Raw genomic sequence first — 25,534 nt, forward strand, 5'->3', positions numbered from 1 at the left:
ACCTCTATCAGGACGCGACGCGAACGCGCGGCGTCTGCTGCTGGGATGATTTCTGGAAATCTTCGGGAAAATGATTCAAGGCGCTGAGCACCGGGAACGGCGCCATGCCGCCCAGCGCGCACAGGCTTCCGGCGAGCATCGTGTCGCAGAGATCGCGGAGCAGCGCTTCTTGCTTCACCGGTTGATCGCCGGCGACCAGCCGGTCGATCACTTCCATGCCGCGTGTCGAGCCGATGCGGCAGGGCGTGCACTTGCCGCAGGATTCGGTGGCGCAGAACTCCATCGAGAAGCGCGCCTGCTCGGCCATGTCGACGGTGTCGTCGAACACCGTGATGCCGCCGTGGCCGACCATGTTGTTGAGCTTGGCGTAGGCCTCGTAGTCGAGCGGCAGATCGAACTGCGAATCCGGGATATAGGCGCCAAGCGGACCGCCGACCTGCACGGTGCGGATCGGCCGGCCACTGAGCGCGCCGCCGCCGAAGGTATAGAGCAGATCGCGCAAGGACACGCCGAAGGCTTTCTCGACCAGACCGCCGTGCTTGATGTTGCCGGCGAGCTGCACCGGAAGCGTGCCGCGCGAGCGGCCGACGCCGAAGTTCTTGTAATGCTCCGAACCTTTGTCGAGGATGATCGGCACCGAGGCCAGCGTGATCACGTTGTTGATCACCGTCGGGCAACCGAACAGGCCCTTGATCGCCGGCAGCGGTGGCTTGAAGCGGACCATGCCGCGCTTGCCTTCCAGCGATTCCAGCAGCGAGGTTTCCTCGCCGCAGATGTAGGCGCCGGCGCCCATCCGCACTTCCAGATCGAAGTGCTTACCGGAGCCCTGGATGTTGGCGCCCAGCCAGTTGGCGGCGTACGCCGCCTTGATCGCTTCGTTCAGCGCCCGCTCGCCGTACGGATATTCGCAGCGCAGATAGATGTAGCCGCGCGTGGCGCCGACGGCGACACCGGCGATGGTCATGCCTTCGATCAGCACGAAGGGATCGCCTTCGCAGACCATGCGATCGGCGAAGGTGCCGGAATCACCTTCGTCACCATTGCAGACGATGTACTTCTGCTCGCCTTCCGCACCTGAAACCGTCTTCCACTTGATACCGGCCGGAAATGCCGCACCGCCGCGGCCGCGCAAGCCCGAGTCGGTCACTGCGGCGATGATCGCGGCCGGCTCCATTGCCAGCGCATTGCTCAGGCCCTTGTAGCCGTCATGGGCGCGGTAGTCGGCGAGGTTGACCGGATCGGTGATGCCGGCGCGAGCGAAGGTCAGGCGCTCCTGGTTCTTGAGATAGGAAATCTCCTCGACGAGATGGAGGCTCAGCGGATGTTCGCCACCGTGCGTCAGCCCTGTCGCAAACAGTGAAGCAACATCTTCCGGCTGCACCGGGCCGTAGCCGATGCGGCCGGCGTCGGTGGCGACTTCGACCAGCGGCTCCAGCCAGAACATCCCGCGCGAGCTGTTGCGGATGAGCTCAACGTCGATGCCGATGCGTGCGGCTTCGGCGGTGATCGCGGCAGCCACTTCGTCGGCGCCGAGCGAGACCGCGGTGGAATCACGCGGCACGTAGATGGTCACGGCTTTCTTCGTGGCGTTCATGCCGTCACTCCGGTCAGGCGATCGAAGCGGTCCGCCGTCACGCGGCCCTTGAGCGCACCATCGATCATCAGGCTGGGGCCGACGGCGCAGTTGCCGAGGCAGTACGCCGGTTCCAGCGTGTAGCGACCATCGGCCGTGGTTTCGTGAAAATCGATGCCGAGTGAGGCTTTCACATGTGCTTCCAGCGCCCGGCCACCGACTGCCTGGCAGGCTTCGGCGCGGCACAGATGCAGCACGTGTTCGCCGGGTTTCTCGGTGCGATACCAGTGATAGAAGCTGATCACGCCATGGACTTCGGCACGCGACAGGTTCAGTGACTTGGCGATGACCGGCACCGCGTCCTTCGGCACGTGGCCGAGCGCTTCCTGCACGCCATGCAGGATCGGCAGCAAGGCACCGGGCAGGTTCTTCAGCCTGGCCAGCACGGCATTGATCGCGGCGCTATCGGCGGCCGACAGCGATGACAGCTCGGCGAGCTTGATCGGCGGACTGCGGCGCTCGAAGGTGGAGGTGGCCATGATTGTTGGTGTCGGTTACTTGAACAGGATCGCGGCCTTGGCGACGGTCTGCGACACGCCCCAGGCCAGTGGAATGCCGACGGCGAGCCAGGCGAGCAGCACCGTGACCTTGAAGCCGCCAACGGTTTGAGCGGTTTGAGCGGAACTGATCGGCGCGCCAGTAGGGGCAATCTCGTGCGCCAGCCTTTTGGCTTCGGCCAGCTCGGCCTCGTTCATCTGCCATTTCGGCTCGACGGGGCGGATCAGCAGATTGCAGGCGAAACCGGCGACCAGGAGCGCTGCGAGGATCAGCATCGTGGTGTCGTAGACCTGCGCTTTCGCAACGCCTTGGGCGAGCTGGTACTCGCGCAGGTAGTTGACGATCACCGGGCCGAAGATGCCGGCGATCGACCAGGCCGTCAGCAACCTGCCGTGGATGGCGCCGACGAACTGGGTGCCGAACATGTCGGCGAGATAGGCGGGCACAGTCGCGAAGCCGCCGCCGTACATCGACAGGATGATGCACAGCGCGCCGACGAACAGTGCCACGCTGCCAGCGTGTCCGGCGCTGGGCACGGAGGCGTACAGCGCGGTGCCGAGCAGGAAGAAGATCGCATAGGTGATCTTGCGGCCCAGCTTGTCGGACATCGATGCCCAGAAGAAGCGTCCGGCGATGTTGAACAGGCTGAGAAGGCCGGTGAAGCCGGCAGCGATCGCGGCGATCTGCGCGGCCTGGCCGGCATCGAGCGAACCGATCGCGGCCTCGATGCCAATGAGCTTTCCGCCGAACACTTCCTGCAGCATCGGCGAGGCCATGCCGATGACGCCGATGCCGGCGGTGACGTTCAGGCACAGCACCGCCCAGATCAGCCAGAACTGCGGCGTCCGGTGCGCGTTGCGCAGATGCACGTGCTTCGCGCTGATCATCGCGTTGGCGGTGTTCGCCGCCGGCGGTGTCCAGCCTGCGGGCTTCCATCCGGCGGCGGGAACTCGGTAGCCGATCGCGCCGGCAGTCATGAACACGGCGTAGATCAGCGCCATGGTCACGAAGGTTTCGGCGACGCCGATCGAGCTTGCCGTGGCGTACTTGGACATCAGCAGCTGGGCGAGCGGCGAGCCGATCATCGCGCCGCCGCCGAAGCCCATGATCGCCATGCCGGTGGCCATGCCGCGGCGATCCGGGAACCACTTGATCAGGGTCGATACCGGCGAGATGTAGCCAAGTCCAAGGCCGATGCCGCCGATCACGCCGGAGCCGAGCAGCATCAGCCAGAATTGATGCAGGTGGATGCCGAGCGCCGACAGCAGCATGCCGCCGCACCAGCAGGCCATCGACACCAGCCCGGCCTTGCGCGGGCCGGCGCGTTCCAGCCAGCCGCCCCAGATCGCGGCGCTGGAACCGAGAAAGACGAAGAACAGCGTGTACATCCAGCCGAGCGTGGAAATCTTCCAGTCGCAATTGCTGACGAACAGCTCGGCGAAGAAGCTGGTGCCGGCCGGGCAGGCGACAGCCGTGTCGATACCCACGGCTTTCGACAGCGGCAGCCAGAACACGCTGAAGCCGTAGGCCATGCCGATGCAGAGGTGAATCGCGAGCGCAGCCGGCGGCACCAGCCAGCGGTTGAATCCCGGGCCGGCGATCGTCCGTTCCTTGGCCAGAAAATCGAGCAGGCTCGATGTTCCTGCCGTTGGCGCGATGCTCGACATCCATCCTCCGTTGCAGCAGTTTTTGCCGGTATGCGGCAAGCTGCTGTTTATGTGCCTGGAAACATATCTGCAGCCTTGAAAATGCTGCAATCAGGACACGGTAGTCGTACCGGAGAGCGATGAAAATATGTATCGTAAAGCCTAAAGCGCATTCCTCATTCCGATCTCCTTTCCGATCCTCAAGGCACTCCGATGTTCAAAGTTTCGATCAAGCCGCATTGGCAGCTCGAACAGGCCGATGGCAAGCAGTCGCTGCCGCGTCTGGTCGAGCTACTGGCCCGGGTCCGGGAAACCGGCACCTTGGCCGAAGCCTGCATTCAGGCCGGGCTGTCCTACCGGTACGCCTGGGGCCTGCTGCAGGACGGCACGCGTACTTTCGGCGCGCCGCTGGTGGCGATGCAGCGCGGTCGCGGCGCGGTGCTGACGCCGCTGGCGGAGAAATTGGTCTGGGCCGACAAGCGCATCAATGCGCGTCTCGCGCCGCTGCTCGACAGCCTGGCTTCAGAGCTGGAAGTGGAACTGGAACGCGCGCTCAGCGATACCGGCGCCATCCTCCGCGTGCAGGCCAGCCATGGTTTCGCGGTGGAAACCCTGCGCGACTGGTTCGTGCGCAGCCGGATTCCGATCGATCTGAAATACCGCTCCAGCTTCGAAGCGCTCGGCGCGTTCAAGAGCGGCGCCTGCGATCTGGCCGGCTTCCACGTGCCGCTGGGCGAGTTCGAAGCACCGGCGCTGCAGCAGTACGCCGCCTGGCTGAAGCCGCAGACCCATCGGCTGATCATGCTGGCAACGCGGCGCCAGGGCCTGATCGTGTCGCCCGGCAATCCGAAGGGCATCCAGTCGCTGGCCGATTTGTCGCGCGCGGAAGTTCGCTTCGTCAATCGCCAGCCCGGTTCAGGCACCCGGATGCTGCTTGACCTGATGCTCGACAAGGCCGGGATCGACGGCGCCCGGATCACCGGTTACGAAAGCGGCGAATTCACTCATGCGGCAGTGGCGGCTTACGTCGCCAGCGGCATGGCCGATGCCGGCGTCGGTGTCGAAGCCGCGGCCAAGCGCTTCGATTTGGGCTTCGTGCCGCTGGCCGGCGAGCGCTATTTCTTCCTGTGCGCGAAAACCGCGCTGAAGACCCCGGCGCTGCAGAGCGTGATCGACACCTTGTGCAATCCGGACTTCCGCAATCTGGTCAACGCCCTGCCGGGCTACGACGCGCTGCGCTGCGGCGAAGTGATGGCGATCGAGGAAGCCTTCCCGGATTTCGGTCGTCTGCCGAAAGGCCGGGCAGCGAAAGCCGCCCGATCCTGACTACTGGCCGCCCGCGCGGTTGCGGGCTGCGACCAGCGTGTTTTCCATCAGCATCGCCACGGTCATCGGGCCAACGCCGCCTGGAACCGGCGTGATGAACGCGGCCCGCTCACGCGCCGTCGCGAATTCGACATCACCGCAGAGCTTGCCGCTGGGCAGGCGGTTGATGCCGACGTCGATGACGATCGCGCCCGGCCGCACCCAGTCACCCTTGACCATCTCCGGGATGCCGGTGCCGACCACCAGGATTTCGGCGCGGCCGACTTCCTCGGGCAGATCGCGGGTGCGGCTGTGGGCGATGGTCACCGTGCAGCCGAGCAGCAGCAGTTCCAGCGCCATCGGCCGGCCGACGATGTTCGACTGACCGATTACCAGCGCGCGCTTGCCGGCGAGCGGCACGCCTGTGGATTTCAGCAACTCGACGCAGCCGAACGGCGTGCACGGCCGCAGGGTCGGCGTTTTCTGCGCGAGACGGCCGAAGTTGTAGGGATGAAAGCCGTCGACATCCTTGTCCGGCCGAATGCGCTCGATGACCTTGTCGGCATTGATGTGCTTCGGCAGCGGCAACTGGACGAGGATGCCGTCGATGGCATCGTCGGCGTTGAGGCCGTCGATCACGGCGAGCAGGTCGGTCTCGCTGATGTCAGCGTCGAGATGGTTCGGCGCCGAGCGGATGCCGACCTTCTCGCAGGTCAGGCGCTTGTTGCGGACATAGATTTCCGAGGCCGGATCGGCACCGACCAGCACCGTGGCCAGCGCTGGTGCCCGGTGTCCCGCCGCAAGCCACTCCGCCACCGCCAGCCGCACGCGCTCATGAACCTGTGCCGCAACGGCTTTGCCGTCAATCAGGACGGCTGAGCCGTCGGTTAACTGTGCCGTCACGCCTGGATTCGCTCTCGCCGGGGAAGACGCGAATTGTCTCACGAGGGCAGTCAGCATCGGTGATGGGTCCTTCACGTAAACTTTCGCGACGACTTCCGTGTTCACTTCCCAGCCTCGCGTCAATGCCCAGCCTGCAGGTCCGACAGCTCGTCGTCACGCGCGGTGACCGCACCGTCATCGACGGGCTCAGCTTCAGTCTGGCGCCCGGCGAGGTGCTGCATCTGCTTGGCCGCAACGGCGCCGGCAAGACCTCGCTGCTCGAAGTGCTCAGCGGCCTGCGGCGTGCCGAGGCCGGCAGCATCGAAGCCGGCGTGGAGCAATCCCAGCGGCACTGGATCGGCCACAAGAACGCGCTCAATCCGGTGCTGTCGGCGCTCGAGAATCTCGACTTCTGGGCCGGGCTGAACGGCCTGAAGCTGGCGAATCCGAAAGCCGCGATGGAAGCGGTCGGGCTCAATGCTCGTCATGCCAACCGGCCCAGCGGCCAGTTGTCGACCGGCCAGAAGCGCCGCGCCGCATTAGCCCGTCTGGTCGCAGCACCCCGGCCGTGGTGGCTGCTCGACGAGCCGCTGGCCGGGCTCGACGTGCAAGGTCTTGCGCTGTTCGCCGGCCTGCTGAAAGCGCATGTCGACGGCGGCGGGGCCGCGATCGTCACCAGCCATCAACCGCTGCCGGGCGATCTGCCGAGCTTGCGCAGCTTGAGTCTCGACGCATGAGTGCGATTTCGGCCGTCTTCCGCCGCGAGCTGAGCATCGCGCTGCGCCGGCCTGCCGAGTGGGCGCAGCCACTGGTCTTCTACGGCATCGTCGCGCTGCTGTTTCCGCTGGGCATCGCACCCGACGATCCGGCGCTGAAAACCTTCGCACCGGCGATCGTCTGGGTCGGGGCGCTGCTGTCGGCACTGCTTGGCGTCGAGCGCCTGTTCCGCAGCGATCTCGATGACGGCAGCCTGGAGCAGATGCTGATCGTCGACACCCCGCTGGCGATGCTGCTGGCTGCCAAGCTCGCCGCGCAGTGGCTGCTGACGGCCGCGCCGCTGGTGGTCGCTTCGCCGCTGATCGGCTACGGCCTTGGCATGGATTCCGCAGCGGTTGGCGTGCTGGTGCTCAGCCTGCTGCTCGGCACGCCGACCCTGGTGTTCACCGGTGGTTTCGCGGCGGCGCTGACCGTCGGCGCGCCGCGCGCCGGCCTGCTGCTGCCGATCCTGGTGCTGCCGCTGATGACGCCGGCGGTGATTTTCGGCGGCGGTGCGGTGCGGGCTGCGGCAGCTGGACTGTCGCCGGAAGCGCCGCTCTATTTTCTTGGCGCGCTGCTGGCGCTGAGTCTCACTTTGCTGCCGGTGGCAGCGGCGGGTGCGGTCCGCAACGCGTTAGGGTAGGCCTTCGAAAGGAGAACGGCCGTGGCAGATCAGGCTTCGGGAAACAAGGGCCCGCGCACAGGCAAGGCCGCTTCATTGAGCACGCCGAGCCTCGATCGTCTGTGCCGCGATCCGGGCTATCCATCGTTGCTGGCGATCTCCCGCAACCGGCAGTTGGCGCGCCATCGCGTGGTCATCGAAGCCGGTGCGCGGCCCACCTGTCTGTATCTGCTGGTCAGCGGCCTGTGCGCGGTGCGCCACACCGGTTCGCAGGGTCAGGACCTGTTGCTGGCCTACTTCTGCCCAGGTGATTTCTTCGGTGAGATGGGCATGCTGCCCGGCGTTCAGGCGCGCAGTGCGCGCATCGATGTCGCGGCCGACGCCACCTTGCTGGAAATTCCCTACGACGAGTTCCTGACGTTGACCGAACGTCATCCGAGCTTCTGGCTGGAACTGGCCGGCCAGCTCGCCAGCCGGTTGCGGACCACCAATCGCCGCCTTGCGGAAATGCCGGCGCTGCATGCGGCGGAAAGAGTCTGGCAAGCGCTGTCCGCGGTGGTTGCCGATGGTGGCGGCAAGCGAGTGCCGGGCGGGCAGGCGCTGCGCATCACCCGTCAAGACCTCGGCAAGCTGGCCGGCTGCTCGCGCGAACTGGCCGGCACCATCATTCGTGATCTGGCGATTGCCGGCCGGCTGGAACTGCGTGGCCAGACCATTGTGCTGCTCGATCAGCCAGCGCCGTCGCAGGCCGAACTGGAGCCCTGAAACACCGCCAGGTGGCCCTGCTGTGACCGGGGTCGCAGCAGGGCTCCGCAGCTGAAGCCGGATTTTGCGAGCCGGCCCGCAAGTCGCCGTTGTTGCCGTGCAGCCATTCCGTTTTCCTAGTCGCACAGGGCAAAAGCCCATGCTGGCAACGTGAAAATCAGGGGAAATGGCATGAACAGAAAGTTCGGGATGATGGGTTACGCAGGCGTGCTGCTGCTGGCCGGCATCAGCGCAGGGACGGCCTGGTATCTGCCAGGCAGCACGACGGAAAACACCGACAACGCCTATCTGCGCGCCGACATCACCTCGGTCTCGGCGCGGGTTGGTGGCGCCGTGCGCGGTGTTCACGTCAGCGCCAACCAGACGGTGGCGGCCGGCGATCTGCTGCTGGAACTCGATCCGCTCGACTACCAGCTTCGCCTCGATACCGCCCACGCCAACGTCATTCAGGCCGAGGCGGCACTCGCCGTCAATGCCCGCCAACGCACGCTCGGCAGCGGTGATCGCCAGTTGCTCGATGCCGAGCGCCAGGGTTTGCTGGCCAAGCTCAGCGCGGCACTGGCGCAGGAAAATCTTGCTCGTCACGATCTCGATTCCACCCAGGTGCTGGCACCGCATGACGGCGTGGTCGGTGATCTGGTGGCGATGGCTGGCGCCCGCATCGCACCGGGGCAAAGGCTGTTATCGCTGGTTGCGGTCGATCAGCCCTGGGTCGAAGCGAATTTCAAGGAAACCCAGCTGCGGCATCTCGCAGTCGGACAACTGGCGACGGTGCGGCTCGATGCGCTGCCCGGTCAGCTGCTGCATGGCCGGGTCGAAAGCCTGGCGCCGGCCGCCGGCTCGGAATTCGCGCTGCTGCCGGCCGAGAACGCCAGCGGCAATTTCACTCGCGTGGTTCAGCGGGTCAGCGTGCGGATTGCGCTCAACGAGCTGGTGACGGCCGATGTCGTGCTGCGGCCTGGGCTGTCGGCGAAAGTCGGCATCGACACGGTTGCGCAGCCATGAGCGCGCTCGCGCTGCCATTGCCCGGTCGCAACGCACGCAGCTTCAGCATCAGCCCGGCGGCGCGCGCCTGGATCGGCTTCACGGCGATGCTGTTCGGCAACTTCATCGCCATTCTCGATGTGCAGATCGTCGCCAGTTCGGTCAACGAGATCCGCGCCGGCTTGTCGGCCAGCCTCGACGAGATCGGCTGGGTGCAGACCAGTTATCTGATCGCCGAAGTGATCGGCATTCCGCTGTCGGCCTTTTTGTCCCGGGCGTTCTCGACGCGGGTCTACTTCGCCGCCTGCGCACTCGGCTTCACGATCGCCAGCCTGGCCTGCGCGATGGCCTGGAATCTGCCGTCGATGATCGTCTTCCGCGCGATCCAAGGCTTTCTCGCCGGTGGCCTGATCCCGACGACGATGGCAGCACTGTTTCTGATGTTTCCGGAATCACGTCGCGCCACGCCTTACGTGCTGATCGGCATGGTGTCGCTGCTGGCGCCAGCGGTTGGTGCCGGCACCGGCGGCTATGTCACCTCGGTGCTGTCCTGGCACTGGCTTTTCCTGATCAACCTGCTGCCCGGCGTGCTGGTGGCCAGCATCGTCTGGCGCTGTGTCGATATCGATGAGCCGCAGCCGGCGCTGCTGCGGAGAGTCGATCTGCCGGGGCTGCTCGGCCTGGCGCTGGCGCTCGGCAGCCTGCAGTTCGTGCTCGAAGAAGGCATGCGTCGCGACTGGTTCGACGATGCGCTGATCACCGGCTTCACGATTGTCAGTGTCGCCGGAGCACTGCTGTTCGCGGCAAGAGCGCGCATCGCCGCCGAGCCGATCCTCGATCTGCGCTGCCTCGCCAATCGCAATTTCTCGGTCGGCTGCGCGATCTCCTTCGTGGTCGGCACCATGCTCTACGGCGTGGTGTTCCTGATCCCGACCTTCCTCGGCCACGTGCGCGGTTACGACAGCCTGCAGATCGGCCAGATCACCATGCTGTCCGGCATCACCATGTTCCTGTCCGCTCCGATTGCCGGTCGGCTGCAGCACAAGCTCGACCCGCGCTGGATGATGGCCTGGGGGCTGGCGATGGTCGCGCTCGGCAACTGGCTCGATGCTTCGCTGACCGCCGGTTCCGGCTTCGATGCCTTCCTGCTGCCGCAGCTGGTGCGCGGTCATGGCTTCACCTTCTGCCTGGTGCCGGCGACCCGGATCGCGCTCGGCACCTTGCCGGACGCGCTGCTGAAAAGCGGCAGTGGTTTGTTCAATCTGATGCGCAATCTCGGCGGCGCCTTCGGCATCGCCGGCATCCAGATCGCGCTGCGCCACTTCCGCAGCCTCAACGAGCAGGGCCTGCACGCCAGTCTCGATATTGCCCGCGTGCCGGTACAGGACACGTTGGCTGCCGCGGGCCGTATTGCGCCGGACGCGATGGGCGAAGTGATAAGTGGGCAGGGCGTCCGGATCGCTACGCGGCTCGCTGGTGCACTGGTCGAGCGCGAAGCCGCGGTGATCGCCTTCAACAACGTCTTCCTCTTGTTGTCCGGCGTGGTCATCGCCGCACTGTTCCTGTTGCTGCTGGCGAACAAGCCGCAGCTCGATCCCCTGGCGATGTCGCCGACCGGAGCTTCGAAATGAGCCTGATCTTCCGCCTGCTGTGGGTGTTCCTGAGCCAGACGCTCGGCCGTCGCAGCCGGGATGTCTTCACCGTGCAACGCGTTCACAGCCGCGCGCTGCCGAACGATCTGGACCTGAACCTGCACGTCAACAACGGGAGATTGATGACGTTCATCGACTTCGGCCGCATCGACTGGCTGTGGCAGATCGGTGCGCTGCAGCAGGCCTACCGGCAGCGCTTCATTCCGGTGATCGGCGATATCTCGGTGCGTTACCTGAAACCGCTGAAAGTATTCGAGCGCTTCACGATCGAATCGCGGGTGCTGGGCTGGGACGCCAAGTGGGGCTATTTCGAACATCGCTTGCTGAAGGACAACGGCGATCTCGTGCTGCTGCTGGTCAATCGCGGCCTATTCTGGAAGCGCGGTACCGGCGCCATGCCGATCGCTGAAGTGATCGCCAGTTGCGGCTTCGTCGGCATCGTGTCCCCAGCACTGCCGGCCTGGGTGCAGACCTGGTCGCGCAGTCTCGACGAGGCGCGGGCTGCCCAGAAGGCGGAGCTTGCGGCGACCTCAGAACCGGTAATTCAGCAGCAGGCCGGTGATCAGCGGATTGAGCACCAGGTTGGCGCGGCTCTGCGCGAGGATGCTGCCGTCGGCCGCCTTCAGGTCGATGCGGGAGTTGGTTGACAGCAGGCCGTAGGACACCGAGCCGGTCAGCGCCCAGTGCTTGCCAATGAGGTAGGACGCACCGCCGTTGAAGGCCAGCGCGACGCTCGATGAGGCATGGGCGCTGGCACTGGTCGGGCCGGGCTTCAGCGCCAGCGCGGCGAGTGGCGTGCCGAACTGGCTGTTGAGATCGGCCTCGGTGCCTTTGCCGAGCTTCACATTGGTGAAGAACGTGTAGCCGACGCCGAGACCGATGTAGGGCTGGATGCGACTGGCCGGCGACAGCGGCCGGTACTGCAACAGGGTGATCGGGCTCCACTGCCGGGCCGTGGCCAGCGGCTGATTGGCGGAATTGCCGAGATCGACGCTGAACAGCGCGCCGGCCGGGCCGGGCGCGGTGACGATGCCGCTGCCATTGAGCTTGAAGCGCGGCGGGATGCCGCCCTCGAACTTGACCAGGAAATGATCGCCGAAGGTCTGCACGAAAGTGGCGACCAGGGTCGTCGCGTCGCTGGGGCTGAACGAGGTGCCGGGCGAGTCGAAGCTGGTCAGCCCGAGGGCGGTGCCGAGCAGGTTCGGGTTCAGCTCGGTGCGCAGGATGGTGCTCTTGCTCTGCGGCATGATCCGGATCGCGCCGATCTCCACCCCATAACTGACGGCGAATGCCGGTGCTGCGGCCAGGGCCGTGCTGGCGATCACGACCCCGGCTAGGTTTCGGGCAGACGGGCAGCGGCGAGGGCTGCTCATGTGGTGGGAGGGCACGGTGGAAATCCGGAAGAGCAGTGGTTGAGCCCGGACGCTAGCAGCCCAGGCCGGCAAACCCAATCAGATCGGCGAGAAACCGGTGCGAATTGCGAGCCGGCCGACACGATTGCTCAGGCGGCATCAGGATTTATGGTGATGAAACGCCGACTTTCTTGAATAACGAAGGCCCTGAAGGAACGGGCATAATGCGCCGCCGGCCCGGCTCCAGCTGTGTCGGAATGATCCTGATTCGTCCGCGTTTTCTACCGCTTCTGGAGTACTGCGCGACCCCATGTGGACCTGGTTTCATCGACTGGCGTCGCCGCCGACGTTCTACCGTTTCGCCGATCGCCTTGCGCCCTGGCTGCTGATCGCGGGCGTGGCGCTGCTCGGCGTCGGCATCTGGCGGGGCCTGTTCATTGCGCCGGCCGATTACCTGCAGGGCGACTCGTTCCGGATCATCTACATCCACGTGCCGGCGGCGGCCCTGAGCCTGTCGATCTACACGGCGATGGCAGTGGCGGGCGCGATCGCGCTGATCTGGCGGATGAAGCTCGCCGAGGTCGCGGTGATCACTGCCGCCCCGATCGGCGCCAGCTTCACCGCGTTGGCCCTGGTCACCGGCATGCTCTGGGGCAAGCCGACCTGGGGCGCTTACTGGGTCTGGGACGCGCGCCTGACCGCTGAACTGGTGCTGCTGTTCCTGTACCTCGGCGTGCTGGGCTTGAACTCCGCCTATTCCGATCCCCGTACTGCGGCCCGGGCCTGCGCCTGGCTGGCGCTGGTCGGCGTGGTCAACGTGCCGATCGTGCATTTCTCGGTGGAGTGGTGGAATTCGCTGCACCAGGGCTCGTCGATTCTCAGCGTCAAGGGCATCGCCCAGCCGAAGATTGCCGGCGACATGCTGAAGCCGCTGCTGATGACCCTGTCCGGCAGCTATCTGTTTTTCGGTGCGGTCTGGCTGCGGCGGATGCAGAACGAAGTGCTGCGTCGAGAGCGTAAAGCCAGTTGGGTGAGAGCCTTCGCTGGGCAAGCACTGCTTGCCGAAGGCTCAAACGACCGGCCAGGGATGGCCGGGCCGGGGGCCGTCGATGCCGCGACGTCGCGCCAGGGACGGCAGGATGATGTTGCCGGACGAGGACGCGGCGCGTGAACGAAAAGCACGCCGTCTTCATCTGGTCCAGCTACGCCTTGAGCGCCGTGGTGCTGCTGTGGAATTGGCTGGCGCCGCGCTTCAAGCGCAACGAACTCCGCCGCCGGTTGTCCGAGGACACGGCAGAACAGGATCAATCGGAATGACCAAACGTAATCAGAGGCTGCTGGGCGTCGTCGCGCTGGTGATCGGCGTCGGTGTCGCGGCCGCCTTGGGCTTCACGGCGTTCCGCAAGAACATGATGTATTTCTACACGCCGAGCGATCTGCTCGCCGGCACCGTGCCGGTCGGCGCGTCGATGCAACTCGGCGGGCTGGTCGAGAAGGGCAGCCTGGTCCGCGCCGGTGGCCTGCGGGTGGAATTCCGCGTCGCCGACTGCGCCAAGAACATTCCGGTGCGCTACGACGGTGTGCTGCCCGATCTGTTCCGTGAAGGGCAGGGCGTGGTCGCTGATGGTCATCTCGATGCCGATCACGTGTTCGTGGCCACCCGCATCCTGGCCAAGCACGACGAGAACTACATGCCGCCGCAGGTCGCCGATGCCCTGAAGGGCGATCCGGACACTGGCAAGCATTCCTGCATGCCCTTCAAGGCTGTCGAGTCGGCTGCCAAATCGTGATTCCGGAAATCGGTCACTACGCGCTGATCCTCGCGCTCGGCATCGCCATCCTGCAGACCGTGGCGCCGATGATCGGCTGGCGCCGTCGCGATGCCCGCCTGCTGGCTTCGGCGGCTTCGGCGGCGCAGGCGCAGTTCTTCTGCATCGCCATCGCCTACTTGTGTCTGACGGTGTCGTTCATCAACACCGATTTTTCGGTGGCCTACGTCGCGAGCAACGCTCATACCGACCTGCCGCTGATCTATCGCATCTCGGCGGTCTGGGGCGCGCATGAAGGTTCGCTGCTGCTGTGGATGCTGATGCTGTCCGGCTGGACCTTCGCGGTGTCGGTGTTCAACCGGCGGATTCCTGCCGAACTCAGCGCGCTGGTGATCGCCGTGCTCGGCGTCATCAGCACCGGCCTGCTGCTGTTCATGCTGCTGACCTCGAATCCCTTCGAGCGTCTGTTCCCGGTGCCCTTGCAGGGCCGTGATCTCAATCCGCTGCTGCAGGATTTCGGCTTGGCGATCCATCCGCCGACCTTGTACATGGGCTACGTCGGCTTCAGCGTCGCCTTCGCATTTGCCGTCGCTGCACTGATCACCGGCAAGCTCGACGCCGCCTGGGCGCGCTGGACCCGGCCGTGGACGACCACAGCCTGGATGTTCCTGACCTTGGGCATCACCCTCGGTTCCTGGTGGGCCTACAACGAACTCGGCTGGGGCGGCTGGTGGTTCTGGGATCCAGTCGAGAACGCTTCGTTCATGCCGTGGCTGGCCGGCACTGCGCTGATCCATTCGCTGGCGGTGACCGAGAAGCGCGGTCTGCTGAAAAGCTGGACCGTGCTGCTGGCGATCCTGACCTTTTCGCTGTCGCTGCTCGGCACTTTCCTGGTCCGCTCCGGCGTGCTGGTGTCGGTGCACGCCTTCGCCAGCGATCCGGCGCGCGGCCTGTTCATCCTGATCTTCATGGCGGTGGTCACCGGCAGCGCGTTGACGCTCTACGCCTGGCGCGCACCGAAGCTGGCGAGTGTCGGCGAGCTGAACCTGTTTTCCCGCGAAGGCCTGCTGCTTCTGAACAACGTGTTCCTGGTCGTCGCCTGCGCGGCGATCCTGATCGGCACCTTGTATCCGCTGGTGCTCGATGCCCTGAACCTCGGCAAGATTTCGGTCGGCCCGCCGTACTTCAACGCAGTGTTCCTGCCGCTGATGGTGCCGCTGTTCGTGCTGGTCGGCTTCGGTGCCGTGGTGCCCTGGAAGAAGGGCCGGGCCGGTGAAACCTGGAATCGCCTGAAGCTGCCGGCGCTGTTCGCGGTGGCGTTCGCGATCGTCGTGCCGCTGGCGCTGCATGGCCGCGCGACCTTGCTGGCGGTGACCGGCGGTCTGCTCGGTTCGTGGACGATCGTCGCAGCCTCGCAGGATGTCTGGCGGCGCATCCGTTCCAAGCCTTCGTTCCTGACCGGACTCGCGTCAGTGCCGCGCGCGACCTGGGGCATGACCCTGGCGCACATGGGTCTCGGTGTCTGGGCGCTCGGCGTGGCCTTCGTGATCAGCTACGGCTTCGAGAAGGACGTGCGTCTGGCGCCGAAGGAAACCGTCGAGATCGGCGACTTCACCTTCGCTTTCATCGGTGCGCAGGAAGCGCGGGGCCCGAACTTCATCGCCCAGCAGGGCGAGGTGACGATCGAGCGGCCGGACCACCGCTCCGTGCAGCTTTATCCGCAGAAGCGCTTCTACCCCTCGCAGCGCAATGTCATGACCGAATCGGCAGTCGACGCGACCCTGATGCGCGATCTGTACGTGTCGCTCGGCGAAGGTTTCGAGGATGGTTCCTGGTCCTTGCGCATCTACGTCAAGCCGATGATCCGGCTGATCTGGCTCGGTGGCGTGCTGATGTTCCTCGGCGGCTGCCTGGCGGCGAGTGATCGCCGCTACCGCCTGGCAACGGTGGCTGACCGCAAGGCCGCCATCGACGGCGGAGTTCGAGCCGCCTGATGCGCTACATGATTCCGTTGCTGGTGCTCGGCGTGCTGCTGGCCTTCTTCGCGGTCGGCCTGCGCCACGATCCGCGCATCCTGCCGAGCCCGCTGATTGGCAAGGCCGCGCCGGCTTTCTCGCTGCCGGTGCTCGAATTTCCGCAGCCGGAAGCCACGGCCACGCCGCCGCTGAAGAGCAATGCCGATTTCCTCGGCAAGCCGCTGCTGGTCAATTTCTTCGCCAGCTGGTGTGCCGGCTGCCAGGTCGAGCATCCGTTCCTGATGAGCCTCGCCAAGGCCGGCGCGGTGACCATCGTCGGCGTCGACTACAAGGACGCCGATGCCGATGTCCGCCAGTGGCTCGGCGCCCGAGGCAATCCCTACGGCCCGGTGCTGGCCGATCTCGATGGCCGCACCGGCATCGACTGGGGCGTCTATGGCGTGCCGGAAACCTTCGTCATCAGCGCCAGCGGCCAGGTGCTGCACAAGCATGTCGGCGCGCTGACGCCGGAAGCCTGGGAGCGCGAGATCAAGCCGCTGCTGGCGGCCGCGCCATGAGCCTGCTGCGGAATATCTGCCTGCTGTTGCTGGCGGCCGCGCTTGGCACGGCGTTCAACGTGCGGGCCCAGGTCACGGTCGAGAAGCCGGCAATCGAGCTGACGGTCGAGCAGGAAGCGCGGCTCGCCGAGCTGCTGCCGGATCTGCGCTGCCTGGTCTGCCAGAACGAATCGCTGGCCGAGTCCCGCGCGCCGCTGGCGCTGGATCTGAAATACGAAGTGCGCAGCCTTGTGGCGCAGGGCAAGTCGGCGACCGAGATCAAGCATTACCTGACTGATCGCTACGGCGATTTCGTGCTGTTCCGGCCGCCGTTCGATCCGCGCACCTGGCTGCTCTGGATCGGCCCGTTCGCGCTGGTGCTGCTCGGGCTGCTGGTGCTGGTCCGGCAGATTCGCAGTACCCGCCGTGCGGCAGCTCGTGCCGCCACCACCGCGAAACCGGCTGATCCTGCAGCCCTGAAGAAGCTGCTCGACGAATGAATCCGACTGTGTGGTCCGGCCTCGCAATGGCCGCGTTGCTGCTGCTGGTGGTCCTGCTGGCCACCCGTCCCTGGTGGCGCCGCCAGGTGGGCGATCGCCAGAACCGGCGTGCCGCGAACGTCGTCGCCTACCGCCTGCGTCTGGCCGAGATCGACAACGAGACCGCGTCCGGTCTGATCCCGGCTGATGAAGCCGTGGCGCTGCGCAGCGAACTCGATGCCCGCGTGCTCGACGATGCCGATGCCAGCGAGCCTGAAGTGAGCATCCGGACCGCGCGCCGTCCATTGGCGATCGTGCTGGTCACAGTGCTGCTCGCAGTGTTCTCCGGCGGCTGGTACGTGCTCGGCGGCAGCTGGAAGGCGCAAGCGCAGATCGCTGCGGGCGCGGTACCGCCAGCGCCGGTCGATCCGCAGATCGCAGCGATGGTCGAGACTTTGGCGCAGCGCTTGAAAGCCACGCCCGATGATCCCGAAGGCTGGACGATGCTGGGCCGCTCCTACGCGGTGATGTCGCGCTATCCGGAAGCGGCATTGGCTTTCGGCGAAGCTAATCGCCGGGCGCCGAAGCCGACCGCTGAAGGACTGTCCGACGAAGGTGAAGCCCTGGCGTTCGCCAGCGGACAGGATGTCTCCGGCCATTCTGCGGAGCTGTTCGAGCAGGCGCTGCAACTCGATCCCGGCAACGGCAAGGCGCTGTGGTACGGCGGCCTGGCCTCGGCGCTGACCGGTGATTACCCGACGGCCCGCGCGCGCTGGCAACGGCTGCTCGACCAGCCCGGCCTCGCCGAGGAGATGCGCGCTGCGCTGGGCGACCGGATTGCCAGGCTCGATCAGGTGATCGCCGCCAATGCCGGAGCCGCGGGTGTGCCAGCTGCCGACAAGGGCGCAGCAGAGCCAGCAGCGGCGGCTACGGCGCCAGTCAGCCTGAAGGTGCAGGTATCGCTGGCGCCGGCGTTGGCCGGCAAGGTACCGGCGGGAGCGACCTTGTTCGTGTTCGCCAAGGCGGCGAGTGGCCCGCCAATGCCGCTGGCGGTGCAGAAACTCGGCGATGCCAAGCTGCCACTGGAAATCACCCTCGACGAGTCGATGGCGATGGCGCCGGGGCTGAGCCTGTCGAAATTCGATCAGTACGTGATCACCGCGCGCTACAGCGCCGCCGGCAGCGTGCAGGCGCAGCCGGGCGATCTCGAAGGAAGGATCGAGGCGACGCGGGCGCAGTCGGGTGGCGCGCCGCTCGCCGTGGTCATCGATCGCGTGCTGCCGTGAGCAGGTTTGCCAAGCGCACTGACTGCGTTTCGGCAGTGACGCAGCGGAGCATTTCTGACACGCAAATTGCATCGCAATCTGTGCAAAGCGACCAATTCCGATGCCAAGGCGCGTAAGATTCGCGCTTCGGCGGCATGGGCCGCCGAATCCGTGAGTCCGATGAGTACGACCTCAGCCCGCGTCTTTGATTTGCCGGCCCTGCCGCCGGTGCTTCCCGCGTTCGCCCGCGCCGCCTGGTCCGCCACCCGCTCGGTGCGCACGCCGGTGACCATGCCGGACTGGACAGTCCGCGTCGCCGGCCTCTCGTTCGATCGCTCGCAGGTCGCCGCCTACAACGCGCTGTGCGGCTTCGCGAATGCAGAGCAGGTCGCGATGACCTATCCGCAGGTGCTGGCGACACCGCTCTACCTGAACCTGATGACCCGGCCGGGCTTCCCGCTGCCGCTGATGGGGCTGGTTCATGTCCGCAACAGCATCGAATGCCGCCGCGAGCTGGCCATCGGTGAGCACTTCGATATCTCGGTCGGCCTAGGCGCGACGCGCGAAGTTCGCGCCGGGCTCGAACTGGACCTGGGCATCGCGCTGTCCGAAGTCGGCGGCGATGTGCTGTGGCAGGCGACGATGACCGTGCTCAAGCGCGGCGTCCGCTCGGACGACAGCACGCTGGCGCTGTCCGGCCCGAAGCCTACCCAGTTGGACGGTGCGATGGCTGAAGCCACCGTGGCCCAATACCTGAGAATCCAGGCGCCGGAGGACACCGGCCGCCGTTATGCCCGCATCTCTCAGGACTACAACCCGATCCATCTGCACGCGGCCACCGCCAAGCTGTTCGGCTTCAAGCGGGCGATCGCGCACGGTCTGTGGTCGAAGGCGCGGGTGCTGGCGGAACTGCAGCCGAAGCTGGCCTGCGCGCCGCGGCGCTTCGATGTCAGCTTCCGGCAACCACTGCTGCTGCCGGGCCGCGCGACCCTGCGCTATGTGCAGGAACGGAACGGTATCGAGTTCGCGCTGCTGGAAGCTTCTGGTGCCAAGGTCCATCTGTCCGGAACCCTGCGATAGATTTCTGGTCCTTTCCCATGTCCGTTCTTGCCCTTTCCGAGCCGGTGACTCTCGTCGCCGTCATCCATTTTTAGCCTGTTGATCTGAGGCCCCGCCATGCGCATCAGAAAAGCCGTATTCCCCGTCGCCGGTCTCGGCACCCGCTTTCTGCCAGCCACCAAGGCCAGCGCCAAGGAAATGCTGCCGGTGGTCGACAAACCGCTGATCCAGTACGCGGTGCAGGAAGCGATTTCCGCCGGTGCCGAAGAGCTGATCTTCATCACCGGCCGCTCGAAGAATTCGATCATGGATCACTTCGACAAGGCCTACGAGCTGGAGGCCGAACTGGCTTCGCGCGGCAAGGGCAAGCTGCTGGAAACGGTGCAGGAAATCCTGCCGCCGGGCATCACCTGCATCTTCATCCGCCAGGCCGAAGCGCTTGGCCTCGGCCACGCCGTGCTCTGCGCCTGGCCGGCGGTAGGCGATGAAGACTTCTCGGTGATCCTCGCCGACGATCTCATCGATGGCCGCCTGCGACCTTGCCTGGCGCAGATGCAGCGCGTCTATCAGGAGTACGGCACCAGCGTCATCGCCACCCAGCGGGTGCCGATGGATGAAGTCTCCAGCTACGGCGTGGTCGAGACTCAACCGGTTGGCCCGGGCCTTGGCGAGATCCGCCGCATCGTCGAAAAGCCGAAGCCGGAAGACGCCCCGTCGAACCTCGCGGTGGTCGGTCGCTACATCCTGACGCCGCGCATCTTCAAGCTGCTCGAGCGCACCCCACGCGGCGCCGGCGGCGAGATCCAGCTGACCGATGCGATCAGCATGATGATCCAGGAGCAGACGGTGCTGGCTTACGAGTTCGAAGGCACGCGCTATGACTGCGGCTCCAAGCTCGGCTATCTGAAGGCCAACGTCGAGTACGCGCTCAAGCATCCGGAACTGGCCGACGAGTTCCGTCAGTACCTGTCCGATTACACCGCCGACTGGCATACCGCCGGCAGCAACCCCGACGCCGCCCCCAAGACGGCCAGCAAGTAGTAAGTGCAGGCGCCGCGAGGCGCGAGGACCCCATGACTGGAAGCAAGTATCAAAGCCTGATCGAAAGTTCATCGATCCACGGCGCCAACGCCGCCTACATCGAAGACCTGTACGAGCAGTACCTCGACGATCCAGGCCAGGTCGACGCCGCATGGCGTGCCTATTTCCGTGGCGTGCAGGGGCCGGGCGGCGGTACCGAAACGGCGCATGGTCCGATCCGCGCACAGTTCGAGAAACTGGCTCGCGAGCCGAGAGTGGCGGTCGCCGCCGCATCGAACAACGGCGAGGTGATCGTTGCTGAAAAGCAGGCTGCAGTGCTGCGCCTGATCAACTATTACCGGGTGCGCGGCCATCAGGCGGCGAAGCTCGATCCGCTCGGCCTGACCGTGGTGCCGGCGATTCCGGATCTCGATCCGGCCTTCCACGGCCTGACGCCGGACGACATGGATACGGTGTTCAACACCGGCACCCTGGCCGCCGCCGATCGCCTGCCGCTGCGCGAGATCCTGCGCATCGTCAAGGCCGTGTACACCGACACCATCGGTTCGGAATACATGTACGTGACGGAAACGGCGCAGAAGCGCTGGATCCAGGCCCGTCTCGAATCGCGCGCCTTCCAGCCGCGGCTGAAGGCCGAGCGCCGCCGCGAAGTGCTGACCCAGCTGGTCGCCGCCGAAGGTATCGAACGTTATCTCCACAACAAGTACGTCGGCCAGAAGCGCTTCTCGGTTGAGGGCGGCGAATCGCTGATTCCGGCGCTCGATGAGGTGATGCGCACCGCTGCCGAAGCGGATGCCGAAGAGATCGTCATCGGCATGGCCCATCGCGGTCGCCTGAACGTGCTGATCAACGTCCTCGGCAAGTCGCCGAAGGATCTGTTCGCCGAGTTCGAAGGCAAGTACTCCGCCGAGTCGCTGTCCCGCGCTGGCGACGTCAAGTACCACATGGGCTTCTCGACGGACGTCGAAGTGGCCGGCAAGCGCCTGCATCTGGTGCTGGCCTTCAATCCCTCGCATCTGGAAATCGTCAACCCGGTGGTCGAGGGTTCGGTGAAGGCGCGGCAGACCCGCCGCAAGGACGAGCGTGGCGACCAGGTGCTCGCCGTGCTGATCCACGGCGATGCCGCGTTTGCCGGCCAGGGCGTGGTCATGGAAACCATGCAGCTGTCGCAGTCGAAAGGCTATGCGACCGGCGGCACCATGCACATCATCGTCAACAACCAGATCGGCTTCACCACACCGAACCCGATCGAGGCTCGCGAAGGTCACGAAAGCCGCACCAGCCGCTACTGCACCGATCTCGCCAAGATGTCGGAAGCGCCGGTGTTCCACGTCAACGGCGATGACCCGGATGCCGTGGTGTTCGTCACCCGTCTGGCGATGGATTTCCGCAACGCCTTCCACAAGGACGTGATCGTCGATATCTGCTGCTATCGCCGCCTCGGCCATAACGAGGCCGATGAGCCGTCGGTCACCAGCCCGGTGATGTACGAAGCGATCCGCAAGCTGCCGACCACCCTGGCGCTGTACTCGCAGCGCCTGGTGCAGGACGGCACCGTGCAGGCCGGCGAGCCGGAAGCGCTGGTCCGCGCCTATCGCGATGCGCTGGATCGCGGCGAGAACATCGCCCGGACCACGCTGGGTCTGGTCGGCAACAAGCACACGGTCAACTGGGCGAACTACTCGAAGGGCGACTGGGCAACCCCGTCGGAAACGGCGATGAGCCGCGACATGGTCCAGAGCCTGTCGGCGCGCATGCTGAAGCTGCCGGAAGGCTTCACGCCGCATGCTCGCGTCGCCAAGATCCTCGAAGATCGCGCCAAGATGGCATCGGGCGAACTGCCGATGGACTGGGGCTTCGCCGAGACGATGGCCTATGCCGGCCTGGTCACCGAAGGCTTCAATGTGCGCCTGTCCGGCCAGGACGTGCGCCGCGGCACCTTCTTCCATCGCCATGCAACCCTGCATGACGCGAAGACCGGCTACAGCTACACGCCGCTGCGTCACCTCGATGCCGACAAGGACAAATTCATCGTCAGCGATACCTTGCTGAGTGAAGAAGGCGTGCTCGGCTTCGAGTACGGCTACTCGACCACCGATCCGGATTGCATGGTGATCTGGGAAGCGCAGTTCGGCGATTTCGCCAACGGTGCCCAGGTCGTCGTCGATCAGTTCATCGCCTCCGGCTTCGTCAAGTGGGGCCGTCTCTGCGGCCTGACCATGTTCCTGCCGCATGGCTTCGAAGGCCAGGGTCCGGAGCATTCCTCGGCCCGTCTGGAGCGCTATCTGCAGCTGTGCGCGGCGAACAACATCCAGGTCTGCGTGCCGTCGACGCCGGCGCAGTTCTTCCACATGATCCGCCGCCAGATGAAGCGCTCGCTTCGCCTGCCGCTGATCGTGATGACGCCGAAATCGCTGCTGCGTCACAAGCTGTCGGTGTCCTCACTCGAAGACCTGACCACCGGCAGCTTCAAGTACGTGATCGATGACGCCGAGATCGACAAGGCCAAGGTCAAGCGCATCGTGATGTGCTCGGGCAAGGTCTATTACGACCTGTTCGACGCGCGCCAGAAAGCCGGCCGCGACGACGTGGCGCTGGTTCGTCTGGAGCAGCTCTATCCGTTCCCGCGCATCGACTACGAGGCGGTGATCGCTGCGTATCCGAATGCCAAGGATGTGGTCTGGTGTCAGGAAGAGCCGGAGAACCAGGGCGCCTGGTATCAGATCAAGCATCGCCTGCGTGCCTATCTGGCGGCGGACCATCAGCTGTATTACGCCACCCGCAAGGGCAGCGCGACGACGGCGTCCGGTTACCTGAAGGTGCACAACAAGGAACAGGAAGAACTGGTGCAGGCCGCGCTCAACGCCGGCCTGCCGCTGCAGGGCGGCGCCTGATCGGCCGTTCGCCGCAGGTCCTGACAAGCAATAAAACAAACAAGGAAAGAATGGAGCGCGCATGAGCATCGAGATCAAAGTCCCCAACCTGCCGGAATCGGTATCCGAAGCCACGGTTGCCACCTGGCATCTGAAAGCCGGCGATCGCGTTGCCCGCGAGCAGAACCTCGTCGATCTGGAAACCGACAAGGTGATGCTGGAAGTGCCGTCGACCGCCGATGGCGTGCTGACTGAAATCCGCGTGCAGGCTGGCCAGACGGTCAAGGCCGGTGACGTGATCGGCGTGGTCAGCGAAGGCGCAGCCGCTGCTGCCCCTGCGGCCGCACCTGCCGCTGCGCCCTCTGCTGCTGCGAAGAGCGAAGCGGCTGCTCCGGCAGCCACCAGCACCGACGACGATGGCCAGGGTCCGGCCGTGCGCAAGCTGCTCGCCGAACTCGGCTTGTCTGCTTCCGCGATCACCGGCACCGGTAAGGGCGGCCGTCTGACCAAGGAAGATGTGCTGGCCTACTCGGAGAAGCAGAAGGCTGCTCCGGCAGCAGCCCCGAAGGCGGCGCCTGCTGCTGCCCCGGCGGCTCCGGTCGCCAAGGTGGCGCTCGGTGCCCGCACCGAACAGCGCGTGCCGATGACCCGCATCCGTGCGCGTATCGCCGAGCGCCTGGTCGAAGCCCAGGCCACCGCGGCGATGCTGACCACCTTCAACGAAGTGGACCTGAAGGCGATCGGCGACATCCGCGCCAAGTACAAGGAACCGTTCGAGAAGGCCCATGGCGTCAAGCTCGGCTTCATGAGCTTCTTCGTTCGCGCCGCGATCGAAGCGCTGAAGAAGTATCCGGCCGTCAACGCCTCGATCGACGGCAGCGATGTCGTCTATCACGCGTACTACGACGTCGGCGTCGCCGTCTCCACCGAGCGCGGCCTGGTCGTGCCGGTGCTGCGTGACGCCGACTCTTTAAGCCTCGGCGACATCGAGAAGGCCATCGGCGCTTTGGGTGCGAAGGCCCGCGCCAACAAGCTGACCATGGAAGACCTCACCGGCGGCACCTTCAGCATCACCAACGGCGGCGTCTTCGGCTCGATGATGTCGACCCCGATCCTCAACCCGCCGCAGGCCGCGATTCTCGGCATGCACGGCATCTTCGATCGCCCGATCGCAGTCAATGGACAGGTCGTCATCCGCCCGATGATGTACCTCGCCCTGACCTACGATCACCGCCTGATCGACGGCCGCGAAGCCGTACTGTTCCTGAAGCACATCAAGGAGTGCCTGGAAGATCCGGCGCGGTTGCTGCTCTCGCTCTGAGGCTTCTGCAACAACGAAAAACCCGCAGCACCGGCCGGTGCTGCGGGTTTTTCGTTTTCCGAAGCCTTGGCTGCCAATAAGTGGCTGCCGGTAAATTGTCGACCTATTGGTGAATCGTCTGAATGCTCGAATAAACCACTTCGCCGTATCCGGATGCCGTCGAGGTGTTGTTTCCGAGATAGTTTCCAGCCTTGAAGTAAAACTCCTGAAAAAGCCAGGCAGGCCGAAGATCACGACGATCGATCACCTTGCCATTGATGGTGGTTGTGACGGTGCCGTCGACTACTCTAATTTCGTAGCTGAACTTCGTGCCGATTGCCATCGGCAGTTGAATGTCTGAGTTTTCGCCAACACCTGTGCGCTGCCGAAGGTTGTAGTTGCCATAAACGGTCGTTGTGCCATCCGGCGCCCTCTGAAAGACCAGTTTTACCGGGGGCGAGTTGTCGACGCTGTGCATCTGCGCGAAGAAGAGAAGCGTAGTGCGCCCTGAAGTCAATGGCGTCGGCATGCGAGTGATCGTCACGGTGCCGCGCTGAATATGGGTGCCGGTCAATCGCCAGTTGACGCGGTTGTTGCCGAGTTCAAGCTGCTCGCGCATTTCGGTACGTGGAAAATCTGAATCGCCCGTTCTGCCGTTGCCGTTGACCGGCGTCCAGAACACGGTTTCGCCGCCCGTGGCGCGGAATCCCGATTGGGCAAGCTGCCCGGATGAAGGATTGAACCAGTAGATCGAGGAGTAGTTCGCCAACTCGGATGCGGGGATTTCGTCGGCGCCGTCACTGCCATCTTCATCGACCGGCAAGGTCAGTTTTCCGTAGGACGACCATGGCAGAACGCTTGTCGGAGCTGGAGCTGGCGCGGGAGCTGGAGCTGGAGCTGGAGCTGGAGCAGGCGCGGGAGCAGGTGCCGGAGTAGGAGCAGGTGCGGGGGCTGGTGCAGGAGCTGGCGTAGGGGCTGGAGCTGGCGTTGGAGTCGGTGCAGGCGTGGACGTTACCGGCGGCGGAGCGGAAGCGTCGGTCGAGGATCCGCTCGGCGAGCAGCCAGATAGCAGAAACACGGGTACGAGCAAAGCGAGACAGGCGGACTTTTGCCGGAAGCGAATCGTGCCGCGCCAGCCTGC

At 65.3% G+C, this 25,534-nt stretch carries 24 protein-coding genes; 18 read left to right on the top strand and 6 right to left on the bottom strand.

All coding sequences use genetic code 11. From position 1 onward, the window contains the following. Nucleotides 1-7 precede the first annotated feature (7 nt). From G513_RS0102075 to G513_RS0102085, 3 genes are read right to left on the bottom strand one after another with little or no spacing between them, the layout of a single operon-like run. Nucleotides 8-1,594 carry a formate dehydrogenase beta subunit gene (locus tag G513_RS0102075; protein ID WP_022975172.1) on the bottom strand — a complete coding sequence of 529 codons (1,587 nt, stop codon included), beginning with the start codon at nt 1,592-1,594 and terminating at the stop codon, nt 8-10. After that, nucleotides 1,591-2,112: a formate dehydrogenase subunit gamma gene (locus G513_RS0102080; protein ID WP_022975173.1), complete on the bottom strand. Its 522-nt coding sequence runs from the start codon at nt 2,110-2,112 to the stop codon at nt 1,591-1,593. Before G513_RS0102080 ends, G513_RS0102075 begins: the two co-directional genes overlap by 4 nt. Before the next feature lie 15 nt (nt 2,113-2,127). Next, entirely contained in the window at nt 2,128-3,798 is a 1,671-nt protein-coding gene (locus G513_RS0102085) for an OFA family MFS transporter (RefSeq protein WP_022975174.1), read from the bottom strand. 192 nt (nt 3,799-3,990) lie between these two features. On the opposite strand from G513_RS0102085, the gene G513_RS0102090 reads away from it, so the two are divergent. Further along, on the top strand, nt 3,991-5,103 hold the full coding sequence (locus G513_RS0102090; RefSeq protein ID WP_022975175.1) for a substrate-binding domain-containing protein: 1,113 nt from the start codon (nt 3,991-3,993) through the stop codon (nt 5,101-5,103). Here the strand turns inward: G513_RS0102090 and folD are convergent, their stop codons facing one another. Further along, on the bottom strand, nt 5,104-5,985 hold the full coding sequence (gene folD / locus G513_RS0102095; protein WP_022975176.1) for a bifunctional methylenetetrahydrofolate dehydrogenase/methenyltetrahydrofolate cyclohydrolase FolD: 882 nt from the start codon (nt 5,983-5,985) through the stop codon (nt 5,104-5,106). It lies immediately after the preceding gene. A 122-nt stretch (nt 5,986-6,107) separates the two neighbouring features. Between folD and ccmA the strand changes: the two genes are divergently transcribed. The 6 genes from ccmA (at nt 6,108) to G513_RS25290 (ending at nt 11,390) form a co-directional block, all read left to right on the top strand. Then, nucleotides 6,108-6,701 (top strand): heme ABC exporter ATP-binding protein CcmA, encoded by a 594-nt coding sequence (gene ccmA, locus G513_RS0102100; protein ID WP_022975177.1) that lies wholly within the window; start codon nt 6,108-6,110, stop codon nt 6,699-6,701. Then, a complete protein-coding gene (gene ccmB / locus G513_RS0102105; RefSeq protein WP_022975178.1) occupies nt 6,698-7,363 on the top strand; it encodes a heme exporter protein CcmB in 666 nt (221 codons plus the stop codon). Before ccmA ends, ccmB begins: the two co-directional genes overlap by 4 nt. A 21-nt stretch (nt 7,364-7,384) precedes the next feature. Next, complete coding sequence (locus G513_RS0102110) at nt 7,385-8,107, top strand: cyclic nucleotide-binding domain-containing protein (RefSeq protein ID WP_084711298.1); 723 nt, start codon at nt 7,385-7,387, stop codon at nt 8,105-8,107. Between the two features lie 171 nt (nt 8,108-8,278). Beyond that, nucleotides 8,279-9,112: an HlyD family secretion protein gene (locus G513_RS20930; protein ID WP_084711299.1), complete on the top strand. Its 834-nt coding sequence runs from the start codon at nt 8,279-8,281 to the stop codon at nt 9,110-9,112. Then, a complete protein-coding gene (locus tag G513_RS20935) occupies nt 9,109-10,722 on the top strand; it encodes a DHA2 family efflux MFS transporter permease subunit (protein WP_022975181.1) in 1,614 nt (537 codons plus the stop codon). The genes G513_RS20930 and G513_RS20935 overlap by 4 nt, the downstream gene beginning before the upstream one ends. Next, nucleotides 10,719-11,390, top strand: coding sequence for a thioesterase family protein (locus G513_RS25290; protein WP_022975182.1), 672 nt, complete (start codon nt 10,719-10,721; stop codon nt 11,388-11,390). The genes G513_RS20935 and G513_RS25290 overlap by 4 nt, the downstream gene beginning before the upstream one ends. Here G513_RS25290 and G513_RS0102130 read toward each other — a convergent pair. Continuing rightward, nucleotides 11,274-12,068 carry an OmpW/AlkL family protein gene (locus G513_RS0102130; protein ID WP_022975183.1) on the bottom strand — a complete coding sequence of 265 codons (795 nt, stop codon included), beginning with the start codon at nt 12,066-12,068 and terminating at the stop codon, nt 11,274-11,276. The two genes, G513_RS25290 and G513_RS0102130, sit on opposite strands and share 117 nt — an antisense overlap. A 337-nt stretch (nt 12,069-12,405) precedes the next feature. On the opposite strand from G513_RS0102130, the gene G513_RS20945 reads away from it, so the two are divergent. The 11 genes from G513_RS20945 (at nt 12,406) to odhB (ending at nt 24,414) form a co-directional block, all read left to right on the top strand. Beyond that, a complete protein-coding gene (locus G513_RS20945; RefSeq protein WP_022975184.1) occupies nt 12,406-13,266 on the top strand; it encodes a heme ABC transporter permease in 861 nt (286 codons plus the stop codon). Next, nucleotides 13,263-13,412, top strand: a complete 150-nt coding sequence (ccmD, locus tag G513_RS25295) for a heme exporter protein CcmD (protein WP_022975185.1) — start codon at nt 13,263-13,265, stop codon at nt 13,410-13,412. Before G513_RS20945 ends, ccmD begins: the two co-directional genes overlap by 4 nt. Beyond that, nucleotides 13,409-13,885 carry a cytochrome c maturation protein CcmE gene (gene ccmE, locus G513_RS0102145; RefSeq protein ID WP_022975186.1) on the top strand — a complete coding sequence of 159 codons (477 nt, stop codon included), beginning with the start codon at nt 13,409-13,411 and terminating at the stop codon, nt 13,883-13,885. Before ccmD ends, ccmE begins: the two co-directional genes overlap by 4 nt. After that, entirely contained in the window at nt 13,882-15,858 is a 1,977-nt protein-coding gene (locus tag G513_RS0102150; RefSeq protein ID WP_022975187.1) for a heme lyase CcmF/NrfE family subunit, read from the top strand. Before ccmE ends, G513_RS0102150 begins: the two co-directional genes overlap by 4 nt. After that, the gene (locus G513_RS0102155) at nt 15,858-16,397 is read left to right on the top strand and encodes a DsbE family thiol:disulfide interchange protein (RefSeq protein ID WP_022975188.1); all 540 of its coding nucleotides are present in this window, start codon (nt 15,858-15,860) and stop codon (nt 16,395-16,397) included. Before G513_RS0102150 ends, G513_RS0102155 begins: the two co-directional genes overlap by 1 nt. Continuing rightward, on the top strand, nt 16,394-16,876 hold the full coding sequence (locus tag G513_RS20950) for a cytochrome c-type biogenesis protein (protein ID WP_022975189.1): 483 nt from the start codon (nt 16,394-16,396) through the stop codon (nt 16,874-16,876). Before G513_RS0102155 ends, G513_RS20950 begins: the two co-directional genes overlap by 4 nt. Continuing rightward, on the top strand, nt 16,873-18,141 hold the full coding sequence (ccmI, locus tag G513_RS24615) for a c-type cytochrome biogenesis protein CcmI (RefSeq protein ID WP_022975190.1): 1,269 nt from the start codon (nt 16,873-16,875) through the stop codon (nt 18,139-18,141). Before G513_RS20950 ends, ccmI begins: the two co-directional genes overlap by 4 nt. A gap of 159 nt (nt 18,142-18,300) precedes the next feature. Continuing rightward, nucleotides 18,301-19,200, top strand: coding sequence for a MaoC family dehydratase (locus G513_RS0102170; protein ID WP_156891344.1), 900 nt, complete (start codon nt 18,301-18,303; stop codon nt 19,198-19,200). Between the two features lie 96 nt (nt 19,201-19,296). After that, a complete protein-coding gene (galU, locus tag G513_RS20960; RefSeq protein WP_022975192.1) occupies nt 19,297-20,220 on the top strand; it encodes a UTP--glucose-1-phosphate uridylyltransferase GalU in 924 nt (307 codons plus the stop codon). A 32-nt stretch (nt 20,221-20,252) separates the two neighbouring features. After that, nucleotides 20,253-23,114, top strand: coding sequence for a 2-oxoglutarate dehydrogenase E1 component (locus G513_RS0102180; protein WP_022975193.1), 2,862 nt, complete (start codon nt 20,253-20,255; stop codon nt 23,112-23,114). Nucleotides 23,115-23,175: 61 nt separating this feature from the next. Continuing rightward, nucleotides 23,176-24,414: a 2-oxoglutarate dehydrogenase complex dihydrolipoyllysine-residue succinyltransferase gene (gene odhB / locus G513_RS0102185; RefSeq protein ID WP_022975194.1), complete on the top strand. Its 1,239-nt coding sequence runs from the start codon at nt 23,176-23,178 to the stop codon at nt 24,412-24,414. 103 nt (nt 24,415-24,517) lie between these two features. Here odhB and G513_RS26035 read toward each other — a convergent pair whose 3' ends face one another. Continuing rightward, nucleotides 24,518-25,216 carry a polysaccharide lyase family 7 protein gene (locus tag G513_RS26035; protein WP_022975195.1) on the bottom strand — a complete coding sequence of 233 codons (699 nt, stop codon included), beginning with the start codon at nt 25,214-25,216 and terminating at the stop codon, nt 24,518-24,520. Nucleotides 25,217-25,534: the final 318 nt, after the last annotated feature.

Source organism: Nevskia ramosa DSM 11499 (genome assembly GCF_000420645.1).
Classification (GTDB): domain Bacteria; phylum Pseudomonadota; class Gammaproteobacteria; order Nevskiales; family Nevskiaceae; genus Nevskia; species Nevskia ramosa.

Coding starts and splice junctions, on each gene's coding strand:
- G513_RS0102155 (WP_022975188.1), top strand. CDS start 15,858: ATGCGCTACATGATTCCGTTGCTGGTGCTCGGCGTGCTGCTGGCCTTC.
- G513_RS0102180 (WP_022975193.1), top strand. CDS start 20,253: ATGACTGGAAGCAAGTATCAAAGCCTGATCGAAAGTTCATCGATCCAC.
- G513_RS20950 (WP_022975189.1), top strand. CDS start 16,394: ATGAGCCTGCTGCGGAATATCTGCCTGCTGTTGCTGGCGGCCGCGCTT.
- G513_RS20945 (WP_022975184.1), top strand. CDS start 12,406: ATGTGGACCTGGTTTCATCGACTGGCGTCGCCGCCGACGTTCTACCGT.
- G513_RS0102085 (WP_022975174.1), bottom strand. CDS start 3,798: ATGTCGAGCATCGCGCCAACGGCAGGAACATCGAGCCTGCTCGATTTT.
- G513_RS0102090 (WP_022975175.1), top strand. CDS start 3,991: ATGTTCAAAGTTTCGATCAAGCCGCATTGGCAGCTCGAACAGGCCGAT.
- ccmA (WP_022975177.1), top strand. CDS start 6,108: ATGCCCAGCCTGCAGGTCCGACAGCTCGTCGTCACGCGCGGTGACCGC.
- G513_RS20930 (WP_084711299.1), top strand. CDS start 8,279: ATGAACAGAAAGTTCGGGATGATGGGTTACGCAGGCGTGCTGCTGCTG.
- odhB (WP_022975194.1), top strand. CDS start 23,176: ATGAGCATCGAGATCAAAGTCCCCAACCTGCCGGAATCGGTATCCGAA.
- ccmE (WP_022975186.1), top strand. CDS start 13,409: ATGACCAAACGTAATCAGAGGCTGCTGGGCGTCGTCGCGCTGGTGATC.
- G513_RS0102170 (WP_156891344.1), top strand. CDS start 18,301: ATGAGTACGACCTCAGCCCGCGTCTTTGATTTGCCGGCCCTGCCGCCG.
- ccmI (WP_022975190.1), top strand. CDS start 16,873: ATGAATCCGACTGTGTGGTCCGGCCTCGCAATGGCCGCGTTGCTGCTG.
- G513_RS0102080 (WP_022975173.1), bottom strand. CDS start 2,112: ATGGCCACCTCCACCTTCGAGCGCCGCAGTCCGCCGATCAAGCTCGCC.
- G513_RS0102075 (WP_022975172.1), bottom strand. CDS start 1,594: ATGAACGCCACGAAGAAAGCCGTGACCATCTACGTGCCGCGTGATTCC.
- galU (WP_022975192.1), top strand. CDS start 19,297: ATGCGCATCAGAAAAGCCGTATTCCCCGTCGCCGGTCTCGGCACCCGC.
- G513_RS25290 (WP_022975182.1), top strand. CDS start 10,719: ATGAGCCTGATCTTCCGCCTGCTGTGGGTGTTCCTGAGCCAGACGCTC.
- ccmB (WP_022975178.1), top strand. CDS start 6,698: ATGAGTGCGATTTCGGCCGTCTTCCGCCGCGAGCTGAGCATCGCGCTG.
- G513_RS20935 (WP_022975181.1), top strand. CDS start 9,109: ATGAGCGCGCTCGCGCTGCCATTGCCCGGTCGCAACGCACGCAGCTTC.